Annotated in this window: 13 protein-coding genes and 2 pseudogenes; 8 read left to right on the top strand and 7 right to left on the bottom strand. The window is 68.9% G+C overall.

Features of this window, described 5'->3' with window-relative positions:
• Positions 1-37 precede the first annotated feature (37 nt).
• From ACYVII_RS09275 to ACYVII_RS09260, 4 genes are all read left to right on the top strand, one after another.
• Entirely contained in the window at positions 38-2,143 is a 2,106-nt protein-coding gene (locus ACYVII_RS09275; RefSeq protein ID WP_460534190.1) for a beta-galactosidase, read from the top strand.
• Positions 2,140-4,467 (top strand): alpha-xylosidase, encoded by a 2,328-nt coding sequence (gene yicI / locus ACYVII_RS09270; RefSeq protein ID WP_460534188.1) that lies wholly within the window; start codon positions 2,140-2,142, stop codon positions 4,465-4,467. The genes ACYVII_RS09275 and yicI overlap by 4 nt, the downstream gene beginning before the upstream one ends.
• Positions 4,464-6,977, top strand: coding sequence for a glycoside hydrolase family 3 C-terminal domain-containing protein (locus ACYVII_RS09265; RefSeq protein WP_460534186.1), 2,514 nt, complete (start codon positions 4,464-4,466; stop codon positions 6,975-6,977). Before yicI ends, ACYVII_RS09265 begins: the two co-directional genes overlap by 4 nt.
• Positions 6,978-7,052: 75 nt before the next feature.
• The gene (locus ACYVII_RS09260) at positions 7,053-8,435 is read left to right on the top strand and encodes an MFS transporter (RefSeq protein WP_460534184.1); all 1,383 of its coding nucleotides are present in this window, start codon (positions 7,053-7,055) and stop codon (positions 8,433-8,435) included.
• Positions 8,436-8,444: 9 nt separating this feature from the next.
• On the opposite strand, the gene ACYVII_RS09255 is transcribed toward ACYVII_RS09260, so the two are convergent.
• The 7 genes and pseudogenes from ACYVII_RS09255 to ACYVII_RS09225 form a co-directional block, all read right to left on the bottom strand.
• Entirely contained in the window at positions 8,445-10,835 is a 2,391-nt protein-coding gene (locus ACYVII_RS09255; RefSeq protein WP_460534182.1) for a glycoside hydrolase family 3 protein, read from the bottom strand.
• 181 nt (positions 10,836-11,016) lie between these two features.
• Positions 11,017-11,409 (bottom strand): annotated as a pseudogene (locus ACYVII_RS09250) (GMC oxidoreductase); the annotation flags it as partial.
• A gap of 288 nt (positions 11,410-11,697) precedes the next feature.
• Positions 11,698-13,152: pseudogene (locus ACYVII_RS09245) on the bottom strand (GMC family oxidoreductase N-terminal domain-containing protein); the annotation flags it as partial.
• Entirely contained in the window at positions 13,139-14,026 is an 888-nt protein-coding gene (locus ACYVII_RS09240) for a carbohydrate ABC transporter permease (protein ID WP_460534180.1), read from the bottom strand. The pseudogene ACYVII_RS09245 and the gene ACYVII_RS09240, both read right to left, overlap by 14 nt.
• On the bottom strand, positions 14,023-14,985 hold the full coding sequence (locus tag ACYVII_RS09235; protein ID WP_460534178.1) for a carbohydrate ABC transporter permease: 963 nt from the start codon (positions 14,983-14,985) through the stop codon (positions 14,023-14,025). The genes ACYVII_RS09240 and ACYVII_RS09235 overlap by 4 nt, the downstream gene beginning before the upstream one ends.
• Positions 14,986-15,067: 82 nt before the next feature.
• Positions 15,068-16,393: an ABC transporter substrate-binding protein gene (locus tag ACYVII_RS09230; RefSeq protein ID WP_460534176.1), complete on the bottom strand. Its 1,326-nt coding sequence runs from the start codon at positions 16,391-16,393 to the stop codon at positions 15,068-15,070.
• 255 nt (positions 16,394-16,648) lie between these two features.
• Complete coding sequence (locus tag ACYVII_RS09225) at positions 16,649-17,737, bottom strand: LacI family DNA-binding transcriptional regulator (protein WP_460534174.1); 1,089 nt, start codon at positions 17,735-17,737, stop codon at positions 16,649-16,651.
• 203 nt (positions 17,738-17,940) lie between these two features.
• Between ACYVII_RS09225 and ACYVII_RS09220 the strand changes: the two genes are divergently transcribed.
• The 4 genes from ACYVII_RS09220 to ACYVII_RS09205 all read left to right on the top strand — a co-directional run bounded on the left by ACYVII_RS09220 (position 17,941) and on the right by ACYVII_RS09205 (position 22,136).
• Complete coding sequence (locus ACYVII_RS09220) at positions 17,941-19,119, top strand: Gfo/Idh/MocA family protein (RefSeq protein WP_460534172.1); 1,179 nt, start codon at positions 17,941-17,943, stop codon at positions 19,117-19,119.
• A 95-nt stretch (positions 19,120-19,214) separates the two neighbouring features.
• Entirely contained in the window at positions 19,215-20,222 is a 1,008-nt protein-coding gene (locus tag ACYVII_RS09215; protein ID WP_460534170.1) for a sugar phosphate isomerase/epimerase family protein, read from the top strand.
• Positions 20,223-20,242: 20 nt separating this feature from the next.
• Positions 20,243-21,037, top strand: a complete 795-nt coding sequence (locus ACYVII_RS09210; protein WP_460534168.1) for a ThuA domain-containing protein — start codon at positions 20,243-20,245, stop codon at positions 21,035-21,037.
• Positions 21,030-22,136 (top strand): Gfo/Idh/MocA family protein, encoded by a 1,107-nt coding sequence (locus ACYVII_RS09205; RefSeq protein ID WP_460534166.1) that lies wholly within the window; start codon positions 21,030-21,032, stop codon positions 22,134-22,136. Before ACYVII_RS09210 ends, ACYVII_RS09205 begins: the two co-directional genes overlap by 8 nt.
• The last annotated feature ends 85 nt before the right edge of the window (positions 22,137-22,221 follow it).

The raw sequence follows: 22,221 nt of genomic DNA, 5'->3' as shown, positions 1-22,221 counted from the left end.
TGGACACAGCTCGCCTGCATCTTATAAGGTCGCAGTGGTGAAGCGCTTCGACGATGTGGCAGAACGTGTGCCCGGACGGACTCCCGAGACGAGTCGGCTGCCCGGCGCCGATCGTGCAACCCTCGGAAGCGAACGCCGTATCTGGTTCGGCGGCGACTACAACCCCGAGCAGTGGCCCCGCAAGACGTGGGCCGAAGACGTCGAGCTGATGGTGAGGGCAGGGGTCAACCTGGTCACCGTCGGGGTGTTCAGCTGGTCGACGATCGAACCGGCACCGGGCGAGCGCCGGTTCGAGTGGCTCGACGAGGTGCTCGACCTGTTGCACGGCAGCGGGATCGCGGTGGATCTCGCGACGCCGACCGCATCCCCGCCGCCCTGGCTGGGCATCCGGTATCCGGAGACGCTGCCCGTGACTCGAGACGGGGTGCGCCTCGGAGCGGGGTCGCGTAACCACTACTCGCCGGCATCCGTCGTGTACCGCCAGCACGCGCGCGCGATCGCCGGTGACCTCGCACGCCGGTACGCGCAGCACCCGGCCGTTCGGCTGTGGCACGTGGGCAACGAGTATGGGGAGCTCGACCACGGCGACGAGGCTGCGCGCGAGTTCCGCGCCTGGCTGGAGCGCAGATACGGCTCGATCGAGGAGCTGAACGCGGCGTGGGGCACCTCCGTGTGGTCACAGGGGTACGGGTCGTTCGACGAGGTGCTTCCACCTCGCGCGGCGCCGTACCTGATCAACCCGGCACAGTCGCTCGACTTCCGGCGGTACTCCTCCGACCAGTTGCTGGCGTGCTTCCGCGAGCAGCGCGACGCGATCCGCGAGGCGGGGGCGACGCAGCCGATCACGACGAACTTCATGGGCTTCTTCCCGCACGTGGACTACTGGTCCTGGGCGGGCGAGGTCGACGTGATCGCGGACGACCAGTATCCCGAGCCCGGCTCGCCGCACGCGGCAAGCGACATCGCTCTCACGCAGAACCTGATGCGCTCGCTCGGAGGCGGCAGGCAATGGCTGCTCATGGAGCAGGCGATCGGCGCTGTCTCGTGGCGCGAGCACAACCTGCCGAGGTCTGCTGCCGAGGCGCGGCTGAACTCCCTGCAGGCCGTCGCGCGCGGCGCCGACGGCGTGTGCTTCTTCCAGTGGCGGCAGGCGCGCACCGGGCCAGAGCGGTTCCACTCGGCGCTGCTGCCGCACGCCGGTGCCGAGACCGAGGTGTTCCGCGGTGCCGAAAGGCTGGGCGCGGATCTCGGGCGGCTCGGCTCGATCGCCGGCGAGCGGGTGGATGCCCGCGTCGGCATCCTCTTCGACTGGCCGTCGTGGTGGGCTGCGGAGGAGCCGGCACGGCCGACCGAGCGGTACAGCACGCTCGAGCAGCTGCGACGCTGGCACCGGATGCTGTGGCGTCAGGGTGTGGCGGCCGACGTCGTGCGCCCGGGCAGCGACCTGCACGGATACGACGTGATTCTCGTCCCGCACAGCTACCTGCTCGAACCGGATGCCGCTGCCGGCCTAAGCGACGCCGCATCACGCGGCGCGCACGTCGTCGTCGGACCGTTCAGCGGTGTGGCCGACGCGAACGCGGGCATCCTGCAGGGCCGGTTCCCCGTGCTGCTGCGCGACCTTGTGGGCGTGAGCGGTGAGGAATGGATGGCACTGCCCGACGAGCCGACACCACTCGTCGTCGATCCAGGATGGGATGCCGCACCAGCCGGGGAGCACTCGGCGAGCGTTCTCGGTGAACGGCTTCGATCCGACGGCGCCGACGTGCTGGCGACGTTCGGCGACGGACCGCTTGCGGGGCATCCAGCGGTGACGCGCAACCGATACGGCGACGGGGTCGTCTGGTACCTCGGCGCGGTCGTGTCCGACGGATTGCTCGCCGCGCTGCTGGAGACGGCGTTGCACGCGGCCGGCATCGAGAACGCGCTCGGCGAGCGACTGACGCCCGGCCGGCAGCTGCCAGAGGGGCTCGAGGCCGTGCGCCGCGGGCCCGCCCTCTTCCTGCTCAACCACGGTCGCGACACCGCCGAACTGGAGCTGCCCGCGACCCTGCTCGACCTGATGACGAACGAACGAATAGACCATGCCGCGGCGCTCGCGCCAGGAACGGCCCTGGTGCTGATCGAAGGGCGCACTACGTGAAATTCACCGATGGATTCTGGCTCACCAGGCCGGGACTCAAGCCGTTGTACGCCGTCGAGGTCGACGATATCCGCGCCGATCCCGACGCGGGAACGATGACCGTCTACGCGCCCACGAAGCCGATCCGCCAGCGCGGGGACACGCTCAACCTCGCAATGCTGACGCTCACCTTCTCGTCGCCGATGGCCGGGGTCATCAAAGTGCGCGTCGAGCGGCACGCGGGCGCCGTGCATCACGGGCCGGACTTCGAGACGTTTGCGGATGCATCCTTCAGCCCCTCGGTTTCGATCGACGACGATGGCGGCGTGCTGGTCTCCGGCGATCTCAGCGTTCGTGTGCCACTGAGCGGGCCGTGGCGGTTCGACTTCGAGCATGCGGGGGAGCGGATCACGAGCTCGCTGCCCCGGTCGGTCGGCCACATCAGTGCCGACGGGGATGCCGCCGGCACCTGGGTGCACCAGCAGCTGTCCATCGAGCCGGGCGAGCGCGTCTACGGTCTGGGAGAGCGGTTCGGCGCGTTCATCAAGAACGGGCAGGTCGTCGACACCTGGAACGCCGACGGCGGTACCGCGAGCGAGCAGGCGTACAAGAACATCCCGTTCTATCTCACGAGCCGGGGTTACGGGGTGTTCGTCGACGACCCGGGCAACGTGTCGTTCGAGGTGGGCAGCGAGGTCAACTCGCGAGTGCAGTTCTCGGTGGGCGGCGAGTCGCTCGACTACTACGTGATCGCCGGCCCAACGCCGAAGGATGTCCTGCGTCGCTACACGGCGCTGACCGGTCGGCCCGCGGAGGTGCCCGCCTGGTCGTTCGGGCTGTGGCTCACCACATCGTTCACGGCCAGCTACGACGAGCAGTCGGTCAATGCGTTCGTGGACGGGATGGCCGAGCGGGACATCCCGCTGAGCGTCTTCCACTACGACTGCTTCTGGATGCGCGAGTTCCAGTGGACCGACTTCGAGTGGGATGCGCGCTACTTCCCCGACCCGGAGGGTCAGCTGAAGCGGCTGCACGAGAAGGGCCTGCACATCTCGGCGTGGATCAACCCGTACATCGCGCAGCGATCGGCGCTCTTCGCCGAGGCGGCCGAGGCCGGCTACCTGCTCAAGCGCACGGACGGCAGCGTCTGGCAGTGGGATCTGTGGCAGGCCGGAATGGGACTGGTCGACTTCACCAACCCCGACGCAAGCGACTGGTACATCGGCAAGCTCGAACGGCTGATGGACCAGGGCATCGACGCGTTCAAGACCGACTTCGGCGAGCGCATCCCTGCACATGACGTGGTGTGGCACGACGGGTCGAACCCTCGGCGCATGCACAACTACTACGCGAAGCTCTACAACGGGGCCGTCTTCCGCGCGTTGGAGCGACGGCGCGGCAAAGGCGACGCGATCGTCTTCGCGCGATCCGCAACGGCAGGATGCCAGCAGTTCCCGGTGCACTGGGGTGGCGACTCGGACTCGTCGTACGCCTCGATGGCGGAGTCGCTGCGCGGCGGGTTATCGCTGGCGATGTCGGGCTTCGGCTACTGGAGTCACGACATCGGCGGGTTCGAGGGCACCCCGGATCCCGGGCTGTTCAAGCGGTGGCTCGCCTTCGGCCTGCTCAGCTCGCACTCGCGCCTGCACGGCTCGGACTCGGTGCGTGTTCCGTGGGCGTTCGACGACGAGTCGGTCGACATCGCCCGCGAGTTCACGAAGCTCAAGATGCGTCTCATGCCCTACCTCGCGCACGCGGCGAGCCAGGCGCACACCGACGGCACGCCGATGATGCGGCCGATGGTGCTCGAGTTCCCGGATGACCGCGGCGGCTACGACGCGGACTGCCAGTACATGCTCGGCGACGCACTGCTGGTGGCTCCGGTCTTCACGCCGAACGGTTCCGTCGAGTACTACCTGCCGGAGGGTTCCTGGACCTCGCTGCTCGACGGCTCCACGCGTGACGGCTTCCGCTGGCACACGGAGGAGCATGGGTACGACTCCCTGCCGCTTCTGGTGCGCCCGGGTACGGTCCTGCCGTTCGGGGCGACGGATGACCGCCCCGACTACGACTGGGCCGACGGGGTGACGCTGCGCTGCTTCGAGCTGCCCGAGGGATACGACGGCGTCACCACGGTGCCCGGTCGCGATGGTGCGCCGAGCACCGAGTTCCACGTCAAGCGGATCGGCTCCACGATCACAGCATCGAGCACGGATGCCCGCCGGCCGTGGTCGCTGGAGGCGGGCGGAGTCACCGTGCACGCCGCCGGGGCGGGCGAAGTGACCATCACCCTGGACGAGCAGACGCCGCCGCAGGGTCATTCCGAGAAAGGCGAAGCCCGATGACCGATCCCGAGCTGTTCCGCTGCGTGAATGCACCCCTTGCGGAGCGCGCACGCGACCTTCTCAACCGGCTCACCCGGGACGAACGCATCGCCATGCTGCACCAGGCGGCACCGGCGATCGAGAGACTGGGCATCCGCTCGTTCCACACCGGATGCGAGGCGTTGCACGGCGTGGCATGGCTCGGCACCGCGACGACGTTCCCGCAGGCGGTCGGGCTGGCCGCAACCTGGGACACCGAGCTCTTGAGGAAGGCGGGCGAGGTCACCTCGATCGAGGTGCGTGCCAAGCGCGCGGAGAACGCGTCTGTGGGGCTCAACGTGTGGGCGCCGGTCGTCAACACACTGCGCCACCCGGGCTGGGGACGCAACGAGGAGGGCTACTCCGAAGACCCGCAGCTCACCGCGCACTTCGGGGCGGCCTACTCCCGGGGCCTGCGCGGCGACCACGACCGGGTGTGGCGCACCGTGCCCACGCTCAAGCACTTCCTCGCCTACAACAACGAGACCGACCGGTCGACGACCTCGTCGAACCTGTCGCTGCGCACCCTGCACGAGGAGGAGCTGCCGGCGTTCCGCGCACCCATCGAGTCGGGAGCGGCGGGTGCGATCATGCTCTCCTACAACCGGGTGAACGGCGTCGCAGCGCACACGCAGCCCGAACTCGTGGCGGAGGCGCGCGACTGGGCCCGCGAGTCGATCGCCGTGGTTTCAGACGCCGGTGCGCCCAGCCTGCTCGTCACCGCTCAGCGCGAGCAGCCGGAGCACGTGGCGGCCACCGTCGCCCTGCTTCGCTCGGGAATGGACTCCTTCACCGACAACGAGCAGAACGCGGCGCCGACCATCGGCTACGTGAACGAGGCGCTCGAGGCCGGGCGGCTCAGCATGGACGACGTGGATGCCGCGGTGCTGCGGCTGCTCGAGCTGCGGCTGCGCACCGGCGAGTTCGACGGCGACGCAGACCCTTACGGGGCGATCGCGGCCGACCAGCTCGACCTGCCGTCCGCCCGGGAGCTGGCGCGGGAGATCGCCGGCGCCGCCGTGGTCGTGCTGCGGAACGACGCAGGCATCCTGCCGCTCGCCGAGCCGACCTCGATCGCGGTCGTCGGGCCGCTCGCCGACGCGGTGCTGATGGACTGGTACTCCGGAACGCCGCCATACGAGTTCGGACTGGCGGGCGGCCTCGCAGAGCGATACCCGAACGCGCACGTCGAGGTGGTGACCGGGGCGGACACGGTCGCATTCCGGTCCGCGTCCACCGGGCGGTATGTTGTCGCATCCGCCGACGGGGCGTTGGTCGTCGCGAGCGCCGAGCAGGCGGGCGAGGACGCCCGGTTCGACGTGACCGACTGGGGTGACGGCATCCTCACGCTCCGCTCGGCGACGAGCGGCAGGCTGCTCACGGGCGCCCAGTGGCCGATGCGGGCCGACGCCGAGAAGGTCGGCGAGTGGGTGGTGCACGAGAGCTTCCGTCGCCACGTGCACGCCGACGGATCCTGGTCGCTGCTCAACCTCGGGACCGGCCGCTGGGTGCGGCTGCTCCGCGACTCGGGGCTGCTGGTCGCCGAGGGCGTGACCGTGGACGACGCCGAGCGGTTCACCGCCCGCACCCTCGTGGCGGGGCAGGATGCCGTCGCGCGCGCCGCGGCATCCGCCGACGTCGTCTTCGTCGCGGTCGGCAACGAGCCGCACCTCTCGGGACGCGAGACGCAGGACCGACCGCACCTCTGGCTGCCCGAGTCGCAGGCCGAGCTCTACCGGGTGGCGCGAGCCGCGAACGAGCGCGCCGTGCTCACCGTGATCTCCAGCTACCCGTACGTGCTGCCGCGCGGGGTTGCGGGTGCCGCCACCGTGGTGTGGTCGAGCCACGGCGGCCAGGAGCTCGGGCGCGGCCTCGCCGACGTGCTCTCCGGCGACCGAGAGCCGCGCGGCCGCCTCGCCCAGTCGTGGCCGGCGCATCCGGAGCAGGCGGGCGACCTCTTCGACTACGACACCGCACGGCAGCAGGCGACGTACCGGCACCAGCCGGAGCCGTACGCCTTCGCGTTCGGGCACGGATGCACGTACTCGAGCGTCGGATACGAGGCGGTCGGCCTGATCACTCCCTCGGCGGCGGCACCGGCACCCACGCAGCGCCATGCGGCGTTCGAACCGGCGGACGACGCGACGCTCGTTCGGGCCGTGGTCGCCGTGCGCAACACGGGGGAACGCGACGCGGAGGAGCTCGTGCAGCTCTACGCGCTGCCTCCGGCAGGGCTGCCGATCGCGGCGCCGCTGCGCATCCTCGTCGCGTACAAGCGGGTTCGGCTGGCGCCGGGCGAGCGTCGTTCCATCGAGCTCGAGTTCTCGCTGGAACGCCTCGCCGTGTGGGATGACGCGCTCCGGCTGCCAGGAGCTCCGACGGACTGGCTGCACGCCGGCGCGCTCCGGGTGCAGCCCGGCCGGTACCGCATCGCCGCCGGCCCTTCCGCCGACCGACTGCTCGCCTCCGCGATCCTCGGCGTCGCCGAGTAGCCGACAGTCACGGCACGGAGCCGGCCCTGGGACTGCCACTCTTTGCGGGTCGGCGGCGCCCGATAGCGTGGCCGGGTGAGCAGCGACCGGGTGCGGATCCGGCAGGTCTTCCATGGCCGGCGCGGCGTGTTCCTCTTCAGCATGCTGCTGGCCGAATTCGGCGGCGGCATGCAGGGGCTGGCGATCTCGACGATGCTACCCGTCGTGGCGCAGGAGCTGCACGGCTTCGCGCTGTTCGGAGCGACTCTCGCCGCCGGCAACATCGCCGCGGTGCTGATGTTGTCGTTCAGCGCGCCGGTCCTGGCCAGGATGCGTCCGGCCGCCGTGATCGCGTGGGCCACAGTGATCTTCCTGGCCGGCGTCGCGGCCTCGGTCTTCGCGCCGACCATGGAGTGGGTCCTCGTGGGGATGATCGTGCGCGGCATCGGCCTCGGGCTCATCACCGGATTCGGCTCGTCCGCCATCGGCGGGCTTTTCGACGACCGGGAACGCCCGCGCGTGCTCGGGCTCTACGCGTTCGTGTGGCTGATCCCGTCGATAGCAGGCCCCGCGTTGAATGCCGCCATCGCGCAGACGGTGGGCTGGCGCTGGGCGTTCGCGTGGCCAGCGATCCTCGTGCTCGCAGCCAGGGTGCTGATGGGTGCGTACGCCTCGGCCATCCCGTGGGAGAAGCGCAAGGAGCCGGTGCGTGCGGTGGCCGGTGTGGTCGTGGCCGCGGCGCTCGGAGTGGGGGCGGCGGCGTCCGCTTCCACGGGCGTCTGGCCGGCCGCGCTGTTCGTCGCTGCGGCCGTCGGCGGCGGGGTGGGCATCGTGGCGTTCCTGCGTGCGGGTGCGCCCGGCGGCCGCCTTCTGAGCACGCTGGCGTCGTTCGGTGCGCTGTGCGCTGCCTTCTTCGGCATCGAGTCGTTGCTATCCGTCACGGTGATCGAGGCGTTCGGCGGCGGACTGCTGTGGGCATCCGTCGCCATCACCGCCGCCCTGATCATGTGGACGCTCGCCGGACTGCGCCCGCGTCCGTCTGCACGGCCGGACCGCGTGACGTCGGGGCTCGTGCTCATGGTGCTCGCCGCTGTTTCCCTCGTGGTGATCAGCCTGACCGGCGCGGGCACGGGAGCGATCATCGCGGTGGTCGTCACGGCCGGAGTGGCGGGGCTCGGCATGGGTATCGCGTATCCGCTCGCCATGTCGGAGGCGTTCGAGGGACCGGATCCCGCGATGCGGGTCGGACCGCTGGTGTCGTTCGCCGAGACGGCGAGCACGGCGTGGATCGCGATGATCTGCGGCGGCCTGTACTCCGCACTGCACGGGTTCGGCACGACACCGGGCATCGCGACCGGAACCGCGTACGCGGTCGTCATACCCGTGGCAGTCGCCGGTGTGCTGCTGGCCGCACTCCGCCGCCGCGTACCGTGGGCTGCAGCCTCGCCTGAACCGCCGCACTCCCGGCCGGTCGAGTAGCCGCGATACTCACCCGGCGGTGGCGTCCACCGTCACGCGGCTGCGCAGCGTGCGGGTGTGGTCGACTGTGCGCGCAGGGCCGCTCAGCGTGACCGGCAGCTCGAAGCGGATGTCGCCGCTGGATGCCCCGAGCCGCAACTCGAGTTCCCCCGGCTCCACGATGCGCGAGTAGTCGCGCCCCGTGAACGCCGACAGGTCCGCGCTCACCTCGAACGACACCCGCGACTGTGCGCCTGCCTGGAGCGGAACGGACGCGTACCCGATGAGCCGGTTGACCGGGCGTACGACCGAGGCCACGGGGTCGTGCAGGTAGAGCTGCACGGTCTCGATGCCGGCGCGATCGCCCGTGTTCGTCACTGTGAGAGAGACCGTCACGGTGCCCGACGTGGCGATCTGCTCGACGTCGGTGCCGGCATCCGACCACTCGAACGTCGTGTACGAAAGGCCGTGCCCGAACGGGAACCGCGGCGTCGGGTCGATGTTCGACACACCGGTCGGACCGCCGAGCGGCGGCGCCAGATAGGTGGCCGGCTGAGCCCCCTCGTGCGAAGGGATGCTCACCGGCAGCCGTCCGCTCGGGTTCACCCGTCCGCTGAGCACGCCCGCGATCGCGGGCCCGCCCTCCTCGCCGGGGAAGAACGCGGTGACGATGGCGGATGCCTGCTCCGCCGCCGACCCCAGCGCATACGGACGCCCCTCCACCAGGGTCGCGACCACCGGCGTGCCCGATGCGATCAGTGCATCCAGGAGGTCCTGCTGCCTGCCGGGGAGCCGCATCGTTGCGGCGTCGCATCCCTCGCCGGAGGTGCCGCGACCGAACAGTCCGGCATGGTCGCCGAGCACAGCGATCACCAGGTCGGCGTCCCTGGCGGCGGCCACTGCGCGCTCGATGCCCGCGGAGTCCGCGTCACCGTCGCTGCCCTTGCCGTCGACGCTCACGCCAGGCTCGACGACGAACGTCGCGTTCGTGAACTCCGCCCGCAGGCTCTGCAGCACGGTGGGGAGTTCGATTCCGATCGGCACCTCGGGATGCAGGGTGCCGACGTGGCTCGGGAACGAGTAGCAGCCGAGCATCGCGAACGGGTCGTCGGCGAGCGGACCGACGACCGCGATCCGGATGCCCGTGTCCGCCGCCAGAGGCAGCGTTCCGTCATTGCGCACCAGAACGACCGCACGCTCGGCCACCTCGCGGGCGAGTGCGCGATCTTCGGCGGTGTCCAGCTGCACGCGTCCGCGGGCGGTGTCGATGTCGTCGAGATCTTCGTCGGTCCAGCCCTCGGGAAGCGGCGACCAGTCGGCGTCGAGCATGCCGAACTCGGCCTTCTGAAGCAGAACGCGTCGCAGCGCTCGTTCGACGAATGCCTCGTCGAGGTCGCCGCTCTCCACGGCTGCTACGAGAGGATCGCCGTACGCCTTCACGGTGGGCAGCTCGACGTCGACGCCGGCCTTGAGAGCGGATGCCGCCGCATCCTCCCAGGAGCCCGCGACGCCGTGCAGCGTCTTCAGGAACGCGATGCCGAAGTAGTCGGCGACCACGGTGCCGGTGAATCCCCAGGTGTCGCGGAGAAGCCCCGTCAGCAACGACTCGTCGGATGCCGACGGGATGCCGTCGACATCCGTGTACGCGTGCATCACGCTGCGCACCCCGCCGTCGCGCACGACCAGCTCGAACGGCGGCACCATCACGTCGTTGAACTCGCGGCGTCCCATGGAGACGGGCGCCAGGTTGCGGGCCGCCTTGGATGCCGAGTACCCGATGAAGTGCTTGAGCGTGGCGACGATGCCCGTCGACTCCAGCCCGCGCACGTAGCCGAGCGCGATCGTGCCGACCAGGTACGGGTCCTCCCCGATGGTCTCCTCGGTGCGACCCCAGCGCGGGTCACGGGTGACATCGAGTACCGGCGCCAGGCCCTGGTGCACCCCGACGGAGCGCATGCCGGTTCCGATGCGCTGTGCGACCCGCTCGATCAGCGCGGGGTCGAACGTGGCGCCCCAGGAGAGCGGAACGGGGTAATTGGTCGCGCCCCACGCGGTGAACCCGGCGAGGCACTCCTCGTGCGCGATGGCCGGTATGCCGAACCGGTTCGCCGCCACGATGCGCTTCTGGCTGCGCGCCAGCGAGACGAGACCGACGGCCGGGTCGACGGGCGCCGAGCCGAACGACCTCGTCAGCTGGCCCAGGCCGTGGGGGAGAAGCGCGTCGAGCTCGACGGCATCCTCGCTCATGTCGTGCTGGAACGGCGCGACGTCGTCGCCGACAGGTGACGAGGCGACCCACACCCCATAGAGCTGCGCCACCTTCTCACGCAGCGTCATCTCGCCGATCAGTGCATCGACGCGCTCCGCGGCGGAAAGCCGGGTGTCGCGCCATCGCGCGCCGGGCGCTTTCGTCTCAGTCATCGTCGTCCCTTCAGATCGTGGCTCGCCCACGCCCGTTCATAACTCCTGCAGAATGGTGCCGCACCTGCCGCACCTGCCGCAGGGGCGCGGCTTTCCGTGCCCCAAGCGTGAGTACGGACCGAATCGCAGGAGTTACGAACGGCGCAGCGTGACGAATGGGTCCGAACGAGCCTCACCAGCATCACCGAGGCCACTCGGCTACGAGGTTCTCCGCGACGCGGAAAGCGTTCGCCACGATCGTCAGGGTCGGGTTCACCGAGCCGTTCGTCGGGTGCAGCGAAGAGTCGCACGCCACGACGCGGCTCGTGCCCCACACCCTGCCGAACGGGTCGGTGGCGGAGTTCTCCGGCGACGTGCCCATGCGCGCGGTGCCGCACGAGTGCTCGCCGGCTGCCGACGCCGTCGCCGGGCCGCCGTGCCGCCTGATGTTCGTGATTCCGGCGGCCTCCAGCCACCGCGCGCCCTGCACGGCCATGCCGTCCTCGACCTGCTCGCTCGTCCAGTGCACGTCTTTGCGCAGTGCGGCGCCCGGCCGGCCCCAGCGGTCCTTCACCGCCGCCAACGTGACCCTGGACGTCGGCAACGGTATCTCCTGGCCCATCGCGAACACGCCGAACAGGTTGGCGCGCCCGGTGCGCATCCACTCCTTGTGTCCTGCACCCCAGCCAGGAACACCGGGCGCCGGCTCCCCGGCGGAGGTCAGCGGCAGCAGTCCCATGAGGTCGACGATCACGCCGCCGCCCCACGGAATCGTGTCGGCGTGCACGTGGTCGAGCGTCGCGACCGAGTGCCCAGGGCCGATGTATGGCTTGACCGGATGCGCGGACTCGCCCAGCACCGTCGCCGTGCGGTGATCGTGCAGGTAGCGCCCCACGTGGTCGTTGCCCAGGCCACTCGCCAGCAGCAGGCGAGCGGTCTCGACCGCACCGGCGGAGACCACCACGACGTCGGCACTCACGGTGAGCTCGACGGGGAAGGTGGACGCATCCGCCATGATCGTCACGCCCGCGCTTCCGGCCCCGTCGCGTACCTCGATCACCTCGGCGTCGGGCAGAAGATCGCACAACCCGGTCGCGATCGCACGCGGGATGAATGTGGCCTGCGAGCCGTTCTTCGCATTCACCGGGCAGGTATTGCCGATGCACTGCGCGCAGCGCACGCACGCGGCGCGGCCGTCCCACGGAACCGAGTTGATCGCGAGCGGAATGGGGCCCCAGCCCCAGCCGAGCCGTTCGGCCGCTGCGCCGAGCAGTTCGCGCGACGGCTCCGTGCCCATCGCCGGCATCGGGTATCCGGCCGAGCGAGGCATCCGCCGCGTGAGCCCGCCCTCTTCGCCGGCGACGCCGAGCTGCCACTCGGCCTTCGTGTAGTACGGCTCCATCTCCTCGTACGACACCGGCCAGTCCGCGAGGCTCGCGCCGTGCGGGTTGCCGTAGAGCGTGCGCATGCGGAAGTCCTCCGGCATGAATCGCCACGCCATGCCCTGCCAGATGCGCGTGCCTCCGCCCACAGCGTCGGCGTTGAGACCGTAGATGGACGCGTCGTCGATCCCGTCGAGAACCCGGTCGCCCTCTGGAAGCTGTGCGACCCGCGGATGTCCGGGGCCCGGCCCCACCGTCGGCCAATACACGGCATTGCGCTTGCCGTGCAGATGGTCGCCCCGGATCTGGTCGTTCCGCAGATAAGGCGCACGCTCCACGAGCAGCACGTGCTTGCCGGCGGCCGTGAGCACCTGGGCGGCGACTCCGCCGCCCGGACCCGACCCCACGATGACCGCGTCGTAGTGCGCTTGCACTGCAGCGGGGGCGATCGTCTTCAGCGGTTCCGGCTCGATGGGTGTCACGCCCTCCGGCACGCCTCGGAACCCGACCATGTCGAGGCCGGCCGGATGCCTGCCATCCGACGACGCGTAGTACCCCTCCCAGCACACCCGGCGCAGCGCGTCGAACGAACGCGCTCCGGAGCCGGCCGCCACCGCGGCCAGGATCGCGTCTTGCGCAGCCGGGTCGAGATCGGCGAAGCCCGCTGAGGCGCGGGCCGTGGGGCCGTCACTCGACGGTGCGGTACCGAGGATGCGGCGCGCTTCGTCGTCGAGTCGTGCCGCGAGCGAGACCAACGCGGGCCACGCCCAGGCGAGGTCGCGGTCGGCGGAGATCGGGTCGACGGTCAGGTACTCCGCGACGCCGCCCTCCCAGCCGGCGGGCCAGGCATCCGCGGGGATGATCCGGTCGGCAGCAGCCCGAAGAGCCGGAAGGGCGGCCGCACGGTCGGTGCGCCCGCCCTTCGCGGTAAGGCCGTTCGACTCATCGGCCGGCAAGTGAGCCTCCGATGCCTCCGACGGAGAAGAACCGGTTGAGCACGGCGAACACGATGATGGGCGGGAGCATCATGATCACAGCGACGGCCATGACGAGTCCCCAGTTGGTCTGGTTCTGCTGGAAGAACGTGTTCAGGCCGATGGGGAGGGTGTAGTTCTGGTCGCTGCGCAGGAAGACCAGTGCGATGAGGTAGTCGTTCCAGGCCAGCAGGAACGAGAAGATCGCGGTGGAGAGAATGCCGGGCAGCGAGTTGCGGAGCACCACGCGGGTGAAGGATCCGAACACGGATGCCCCGTCGATCCATGCTGCTTCTTCCAGGGTGATCGGGATGGAGTCGAAGTAGGCGGCCATCATCCAGCACGCGACGCTCATGGTGGAGCCGGTGTAGATGATCATGACGCCGATCAGGTTGTCGACCAGTCCGAGCTTGGAGAACAGGAAGAACAACGGGATGACGGCGGTCACCACCGGCAGCGACTGCACGATGAACAGGATCAGCGCGTAAGAGGACACGAGCCGGTTGCGTCCGCGGGAGAGGACGTATCCGGCCGGGGCGGCGATCACGACCGCGGCGACGACGGTGACCGCGGCGACCAGGAGGCTGTTGCCCAGCCAGGTGCCGACAGAGGTCTGGGCGAACACGGCGCCGTAGTTCTCGAACGTGAGCCCGGTCGCGGTGGACCCCAGAGACGGGGTGAGGGAGAGGATGACCACGGCCACGATCGGGACGAGCACGATCGCGGTGATGATCACGATGCCCAGTAGGCGCCACCATTTGCCACGTTCGCCCAGTTCGCCCAGGGTGCGGCGTTTGCCGCCGGTGACTCCGACCTGGAGCTGGCCGATGAGGTCGGCGGATGCTTCGGTGCTCATGCGACGTTCGCCTTTCTGATCTGGCGGTACAGCAGCACGGAGATGATCACGAGAACGATGGTCATCAGGAACGCGATGGCGACACCGGGACCGACCTGGTAGTTCTGGAACACGGTCTGGTACGCGAGCACGACCAGGGACTGGGTGGCGTTGACCGGGCCGCCGCCGGTGAGCAGGAAGATCGTCGGGAAGTCGTTGACGCAGAAGATCGTCATCAGGATCCACGACACGTAGGTGGTGCGGGAGATCATCGGCAGCGTGATCTGCGTGAACGTCTGCCACGTGCTGGCACCGTCGACCTTGGATGCCTCGTACACGGTGGTGTCCACCGACGCGAGCGCCGAGGACATCATCATCATCATGAACGGGAAGCTGATCCACACCTTGAACACGCACACCGTGATCTGAGCCAGCAGCGGGTCAGCCAGGAAGAGCACGTTCCCCAGCCCGAGCGCGTGAGCCAGTAACGGGAACGGGGACTGCGGGGTGGCGACCAGCCAGTTCCACGACGTCGCGGAGACGACCACGGGAACCACCCAGGGCAGCAGCAGCAGCACCTTCCACAGACCGGCCAACGGGATCCGGGTGCGCAGCAGCAACGCCAACCCCAGCCCTGCCGCCCACGACCCGAACACACCCACGATCGTGAACACCAAGGTGAACAGTGCGGCATGCCAGAACCCGGGCTGCTGTACCACGCTGATGTAGTTCGTGAACCCGACGAACGCGCCGGAATCGATCAGATCACCGTTGCGCAGCGACTGCCAGCCCGCATAGATCACCGGGTACAGGTTCAACAGCAGCAGGAACAACAGGGACGGGATCGCGAACAGCAAGAACGTCCACACGTGCGAGATCGCACGACCCCGTTTGCCCTTGCTCGGGGCACGCCCCGGACCCGCCACACCCACACCGTTACGCGCCTTCTTCAACGCGCCGGCCACGGACTCGGTCGACATGTCAGCCTCTCCTTCGACAGCTACCAGAATGAAAACGGGTGGGCCCGACGCTCACCGCGTGAGGCCCACCCGCCATGCGTCCTTACTTCATCAGGCCTTCGATGGCGTTCTGCAGCGTCGTCAACGCGGTCTTGGCATCCGTCTTACCACCAAGGATCGACTGCGCGAAGGTGATCATCGGCTGGGTGCCGTCGACGGTGTTGGCGATGTTGTAGAACAGGCCCTTTCCGCCGGGCGCGGCCCACGTGCCGTAGATCGGGTTCCAGTCCTTCAAGATCTTCACCGTCACCGGGTCGGCCTTGAGCACCGACGTGTCGGCGATCGACTTCAGCGGCGGAAGGCCGATGCCGGTCTTCTCCGTCCACAGCTTGGACATGTTCTTGTAGTAGTACGTGAGGAAACCCTCCGAGCCCTTCTGGCTGGGGGTGTTCTTGTACATCATGATGTTGTTCGGGAAGTACAGGCCGCCCTTCTTGCCCGACGGGCTCGTCAACGGGTCACCGACCACCATGTCCGCCGCCGTGGCCGCGTTCAGTGAAGCAGCCAGCCCGGCGCCGTCCCAGCCGAAGCCGAACTTCTTGGCGTTCCACTGCGACTGCACGTTGGCGCTCGTGTACGTCGCGGCTGCCGGGTCGGAGTAGCCGTTCTGCACGAGCTCGAGCACGTATTCCATCGCCTCCTCGTTCTCAGAGGTGACGCAGTCAGGCTCCTTCTTCGCGTTGAAGAGTCCGCCGCCGTTGTTGATCATGAATGCGGTGAGGATGTGGCCGCCGGTGAAATTGCCTGCGCCCGAGCCGAGTCCAAAGCCGTAGACGCCGTTCTTCTTGAGGGCGGCGCACACCTGCTTGTACTCGTCCCACGTGGTGGGAACGTCGACGCCCGCCTGCGAGAGCAGCGTCTTGTTGTACCAGGAGCAGCGCACGTCGAGGTTGTACGGAACAGCTGCGTAGCCCTGGTCGGTCTTCATCGTGTCGAGCAGGCCCGGCAGGAAGTCGTCGTACAGACCGTTGCTCTTCCAGCTGTCGAGCAGGTTGTCCGCATAGGCGATCTTGCCCTGGTGTGCGAACTGGAACGCCTGGGTACCGCCGCCCGAACTGACCGCGGGTCCGGTGTTCGAAGCGACCGCAGACGAGAACGTCTGCGTGAAGTTCGCCCACTGGATCTCCTGGTACGTAGCCGAGGGAAGACCGCTCGCCGGCTTGTACGCCAGGGTGATCTTCTTGTCGAGCGGGTTGAACGCCGTTCCACCCCAGGGCATGTTCCAGAACTTCAGCGGCTTGCCGCTTCCGCCTGTGCTTCCTCCTCCGCCGCTGGAGCAGGCTGCGAGGAGGGTCGTGGCCGCGACACCACCGGCGAGGCCGAGGAAGCCCCGTCGGGTGAATGCTGCGCCTGTGGATTCCGATGCCATCGTCAGATCCCTTCCGGTCCGCATGGATGCCGCGCATCGATGCGGAGATTCGTCGTTGAATGTCAGGTTTGGTGCGGCGGTCGCGGCCACGTCTTCCACGGCCGTCCTGTCATCATTCAGTCTTTTGTTGGACGTGTCAACATTTACCGGGAGCCTCCCACGCGTGTCGTCGCGAACTGAAATCAACCTGTGATGAAAGTCGTGGGAGCGCTCTCACGGAGAGGCTATACGACAGATCCTCACGCGGCCAAAACGTTACCGAGCCGTTGTCGTCGAGCCGCGGACGACGAGCTCCGTGGCCAGCTCCTCGCGGGCGGAACCGGCTGTTGCGCCGCCACGCAGACGCAGGAGCATGCGCATCGCGGCGGCCGCCATCTCCTCGATCGGCTGGCGCACGGTGGTGAGCGCCGGCGTCACCCAGGCCGACTCGGGCAGGTCGTCGAAGCCCACGACGCTGAGGTCGCCAGGGATCGCGATTCCCATCTCCGCAGCGGCTCGATAGACGCCGAGTGCCAGCTCGTCGGCACACGCGAACACTGCGGTGGGCGGCGCGCCCGAGCGGAGCATCCGCTCCGCAACCGCCGCAGCGGCGTCGCGATTCCAGTCGGCCTGCTGCACGTGGCGCTCCGGCAGAGGGATGCCCGCCTGCTCGAGGCCCGCGCGGAACCCGTCGACTCTGGCGCGGCCGTACCGATAGTCGCCGGCGCCGGTGAGCACGGCGATGTCGCGATGGCCGAGTGCGGCCAGGTGCGCCGCGGCCGCGTATCCGCCGGCCCAGTCGGTCGTGCCGATGCTCGGGATGCCCGACGCGGAATCCGAAGACGGGTCGAGCAGCACGAGCGGGATGCCCGCGGCGGCGAGCATCTCCACCTGTGCCCGGTTCGGCGTGAGAAGGGCGACCGTCGCGCCGAGGGACCTGCGGGCCAGGAGCCGCGCGACCCAGTCCTCACCGGCACCCTGCTGCTGGCGCGCGACCGTGACCACGACATCGAGTCCCGCGTCGGCGGCCGCACGCTCGGCGCCGCTCAGCACAAGGTTCGCCCACGAGCCACTCACCTTGCTGATGACCAGGTCGACGAGACCGCCCGTCTCGCGGTCGCGGATGCCCGCCGCGCGTCGCCGGCGCCGGTACCCCGTCTGCTCCACCAGTCGCATCACGCGTTCCCGGGTGGCGGCCGAGACATCCGATCGGCCGTTGAGCACCTTGGACACCGTCGGGACCGTCGTTCCGGCCAGCTGCGCGAGTTCGGCCATCGTGACCGGATCCCGAGGACGGCTACCGGCCGCGGCCGTGCCGGCGGATCCCGTGCTCGCCGCGCGCCCGTCACCGCCCTGTTCGCTCATGGGGTCATGGTAGGCCCGAGTTGCGCAACTTATGAAGGCCCCGCTGCGCTTGATTCTCCGGGGTTCGCGATGCAAAGATCGGAGCGGGCGCGCCGAAGTGTCGGCGCGACTTGCGCAAGTAGGCTGTCACAGGCCCGGTTGCGCGTTTCGCTCGTACGTTCACAGCCCTCATCACACGGTCCACATCCCACAAAGGAGTCGCGATGGCAGACGGCACACCCCGGCTGCGTGTCGGCATGGTGGGCTACGCCTTCATGGGCGCGGCCCACTCTCACGCCTGGCGCAATGCGCACCGGTTCTTCGATCTTCCGTTGACGCCCGAGCTCACGGCAGTCGCCGGCCGCAACGAGGCCGCGGTGTCCGCAGCGGCCGAGCGCCTCGGCTGGCACAGCGTCGAGACGGACTGGCGCCGGCTGCTGGAACGCGATGACATCGATCTGATCGACATCTGCACGCCCGGCGACACGCATCCTCAGATCGCGATCGCCGCCCTCGAGGCCGGTAAGCACGTGCTGTGCGAGAAGCCTCTGGCGAACTCGGTGGCCGAGGCGGAGCGGATGGCGGATGCCGCTCGCTCGGCGGCGAACGGTGTGTTCGCGATGTGCGGTTTCACGTACCGCCGCGTGCCCGCGCTGTCTCTGGCGCGCCGCTTCGTCGAGGAGGGCAGGCTGGGCGAGATCCGGCACGTGCGTGCGCAGTACCTGCAGGACTGGCTGAGCGACGAGAACGCACCGCTCACCTGGCGCCTGGACAAGTCGAAGGCCGGCAGCGGCGCCCTCGGCGACATCGGCGCTCATGTCATCGATCTCGCGCAGTGGGTCACCGGATCCGACATCGTGGGGCTTTCCGCGATCGTGAACACGTTCGTCACCGAGCGACCGGTCGGCGGCGACATGGTCGGCCTCGGCGGCACCGGCTCGAGCGATGCCGAGAAGGGGCCGGTCACGGTCGACGATGCCGCGGCGTTCACTGCACGCTTCGACAACGGATCGATCGGCGTGTTCGAGGCGACGAGGTTTGCGTTAGGACGCAAGAACACGATCCGCCTCGAGGTGAACGGCTCGAAGGGGTCGATCGCGTTCGACTTCGAAGACATGAACGAGCTCGAGTACTACGACGGCACCGACGACGCGGAGACGCAGGGTTTCCGGCGCATCATCGTGACCGATCCGGTGCATCCGTACGTGGCCAACTGGTGGCCGGCGGGTCATGGCCTCGGCTACGAGCACGGGTTCACGCACCAGGTCGTCGATCTCGTGCGCGACATCGGGGCCGGCGTGCAACCCCGGCCGTCGTTCGACGACGCGCTCCAGGTGCAGCGCGTTCTGGCCGCTGTGGAGCAATCGGCGGATGCCCGTTCCGCCTGGCAGACGATTCAGTAGTCCATCGTTCAGGTCGCAGTTTTCGTCGGCATAACCACGGCATTGCGACGAAAACTGCGACCTGAATGAGGAGAACGAGAGAAGGAGGACGGACGATGACGCGTCCGATCACACTGTTCACCGGTCAGTGGGCCGACCTGCCCTTCGAGGAGGTCGCACGGCTCGCCGGAGAGTGGGGATACGACGGGCTGGAGATCGCCAGCTGGGGCGACCACCTCGACGTGAACAAGGCGGCGAACGACCCCGCATACGTGCAGAACCGGCTGGACATCCTGGAGCGCAACGGGCTGAAGGTCTTCACGATCTCCAACCACCTCGTGGGCCAGGCGGTCTGCGACGACCCGATCGACCAGCGGCATCAGGACATCGTGCCGCCGCACGTGTGGGGTGACGGCGATCCGGAAGGCGTGCGGCAGCGCGCGGCCGAGGAGCTGAAGACCACCGCGCGAGCCGCGGCAGCGCTCGGCGTGAAGACCGTGACGGGCTTCACCGGATCGAAGATCTGGAAGACCATCGCCGGGTTCCCGCCGGTGCCCGAGTCGATGATCGATGACGGCTACCAGGACTTCGCGGATCGATGGAACCCGATCCTCGACGTCTTCGACGAGGTCGGCGTGCGCTTCGCGCTGGAGCCGCACCCGAGCGAGGTCGCGTTCGACTACTGGTCGAGCAAGCGCACGCTGGAGGCGATCGGCAACCGGGATGCCTTCGGCTTCAACTTCGACCCATCGCACTTCGTCTGGCAGCAGATCGACCCTGTCACGTTCCTGCAGGACTTCGCCGACAAGATCTACCACGTGCACTGCAAGGAGTCGGTGACGCAGCTCAACGGCCGCAACGGGCGTCTGGCATCCCACCTGCCGTGGGGCGACCCGCGGCGTGGCTGGGACTTCGTCTCGACCGGGCACGGCGAGGTTCCGTGGGAGCCGATCTTCCGCACGCTGAACTGGATTGGCTACGAGGGTCCGACCAGCGTGGAGTGGGAAGACGCGGGCATGGACCGCCTGGTCGGCGGCCCCGAGGCGCTGCAGTTCGTGCGCAAGCTCGCCACGATCACCCCGCCTGAAGCAGCGTTCGACGCAGCATTCTCACAAAGTCGCTGATACACAACCGAAAGCAGAACATGACTGACGCAACACGTCGCGCCCTCATCGTGCGCGGCGGCTGGGACGGGCACGAGCCCGTTCAGACCACCGACTCGTTCATCCCGTTCCTCGAAGAGAACGGCTTCGAGGTGCGCGTGGAGGAGTCGCCGGCGATCTACACCGACGAGGCCTATATGGACACCGTCGACCTGCTGGTGCAGATCAACACGATGAACTCCATCGAGAACGAGGAGATGGCCGGCCTCGACCGTGCTGTGCGGGGCGGCATGGGCATGGCCGGCTGGCACGGCGGCATCGCGGACTCCTACCGCAACACGGCCGACTACCTGCACATGATCGGCGGCCAGTTCGCGCACCACGCGAACCGGGCGCCGAAGGAGCAGCTGTCCGGCGAGCAGGACGACAACTACATTCCGTACACGGTCCACCTGACGGAGCTCGGCAAGGTGCACCCGATCACGGCCGGCGTCGAGGACTTCGACCTCGTCACCGAGCAGTACTGGGTGCTCAGCGACGAGCTGAACGACGTTCTGGCCACGACGACGCAGGCCGTGCGCCCATGGGATGCCTGGCACCGGCCGGTCACGGCGCCCGCCATCTGGACGCGGCTGTGGGGAGAGGGGCGCATCTTCGTCTCGGCCCCCGGGCACAAGCTCGAGGTCGTGAACGATCCGAACGTGCGCGGCATCATCGAGCGCGGACTGCTGTGGGCCGCACGCGGCTCCGGCCAGCCGGCGCCGAGTGCTGCCGACGTCGAGTCCGGGGCGTTCACGCCGGCGAACGCTCAGGGAACGGGCGCGGGCGATGAGTGAGGCATCCGGGATTCTACGGCTCGGCGTCATCGGCGTCGGCAACATCAGCTCGCAGTACTTCGCGCACATCCCGAACCTGCCGAATCTCCAGCTCGTCGCCGTCGCCGACGTGAACGAAGAGCGGGCGCGCGAGGTCGCGGCCGAACAGGGCGTACGCGCGCTCAGCGTCGACGGACTGCTCGCGGATGCCGGTGTCGACGCTGTGCTCAACCTGACCATTCCGCAGGCGCACGCAGCCATCGGCATCCGTGCGGTCGAGTCCGGCAAGCACGTGTACGGCGAGAAGCCGCTTGCACTGACGCCGGCGGAGGCGGAGCCGTTGCTCGCGCTCGCCGCAGAGAAGGGGCTGCGAGTGGGAAGCGCGCCCGACACGGTGCTCGGCACGGGCATCCAGACTGCGCGGAAGACCCTCGACGATGGCGCGATCGGGGAGCCGATCGCCGCAGCCATCCACTGGAGCGCGCCGGGTCACGAGCTGTGGCATCCCGCCCCGGCGTTCTATTACCAGCCCGGCGGCGGTCCGCTGTTCGACATGGGTCCCTATTACCTGACGAGCATCGTGACCCTGTTCGGCCCCATCGCCCGGGTCTCCGGCGTCGCCACGACGTCGTCGCGGCAGCGCTCGGTCGCCGCCGGGCCGCTCGCAAGCACTGCGATCCCGGTGGATGTCGCCACGCACGTGAGCGCGCTGCTCGAGCACGAGAACGGTCTCACCACGACCATCACGGTGAGCTTCGACGTGTGGAAGTCGCGTGCACCGCTGTTCGAGGTGTTCGGCACAGAGGGCACTATGGCCGTGCCCGACCCCAACCGGTTCGATGGCGACACGGAGATCGCTCCCGCCGCGACCCGCGAGTGGGAGACGGTGCCGGTCTCTGCAGGCTGGGCCGACTCCGGTCGCGGCTTCGGACTGGCCGACATGGCCCGTGCGATCGAGACCGACCGGCCGCACCGGGCGAGCGGGGAGCTCGCGTTCCACGTGCTCGAGGTGATGGACGGCATCCTGCGCGCCGCCGCCGACCACAGCGTGGTCGAGATCGCGAGCACCGTCGAGCGCCCGGCACCCGTGCCGCTGGGATCCACTCCGGCGACCTGGTAGGCGACCCGCGTCCTGTCGACGTCTCGTTGGTCCGACCCCCGACGTTCATAACTCCTGCAGGACGCAACCGCCGACCGGCGCGAGT

The organism is Humibacter ginsengiterrae (genome assembly GCF_054780115.1).
The sequence above is the reverse complement of the archived record's forward strand: the minus strand, read 5'-3'. Positions and strand labels throughout refer to the sequence as shown.

Excerpts from the sequence above, each read along its gene's own strand:
- ACYVII_RS09240 (WP_460534180.1), bottom strand. The coding sequence starts at position 14,026 with ATGAGCACCGAAGCATCCGCCGACCTCATCGGCCAGCTCCAGGTCGGA.
- ACYVII_RS09265 (WP_460534186.1), top strand. The coding sequence starts at position 4,464 with ATGACCGATCCCGAGCTGTTCCGCTGCGTGAATGCACCCCTTGCGGAG.
- ACYVII_RS09255 (WP_460534182.1), bottom strand. The coding sequence starts at position 10,835 with ATGACTGAGACGAAAGCGCCCGGCGCGCGATGGCGCGACACCCGGCTT.
- ACYVII_RS09225 (WP_460534174.1), bottom strand. The coding sequence starts at position 17,737 with ATGAGCGAACAGGGCGGTGACGGGCGCGCGGCGAGCACGGGATCCGCC.
- ACYVII_RS09215 (WP_460534170.1), top strand. The coding sequence starts at position 19,215 with ATGACGCGTCCGATCACACTGTTCACCGGTCAGTGGGCCGACCTGCCC.
- ACYVII_RS09235 (WP_460534178.1), bottom strand. The coding sequence starts at position 14,985 with ATGTCGACCGAGTCCGTGGCCGGCGCGTTGAAGAAGGCGCGTAACGGT.
- ACYVII_RS09210 (WP_460534168.1), top strand. The coding sequence starts at position 20,243 with ATGACTGACGCAACACGTCGCGCCCTCATCGTGCGCGGCGGCTGGGAC.
- ACYVII_RS09205 (WP_460534166.1), top strand. The coding sequence starts at position 21,030 with ATGAGTGAGGCATCCGGGATTCTACGGCTCGGCGTCATCGGCGTCGGC.
- ACYVII_RS09220 (WP_460534172.1), top strand. The coding sequence starts at position 17,941 with ATGGCAGACGGCACACCCCGGCTGCGTGTCGGCATGGTGGGCTACGCC.
- ACYVII_RS09230 (WP_460534176.1), bottom strand. The coding sequence starts at position 16,393 with ATGGCATCGGAATCCACAGGCGCAGCATTCACCCGACGGGGCTTCCTC.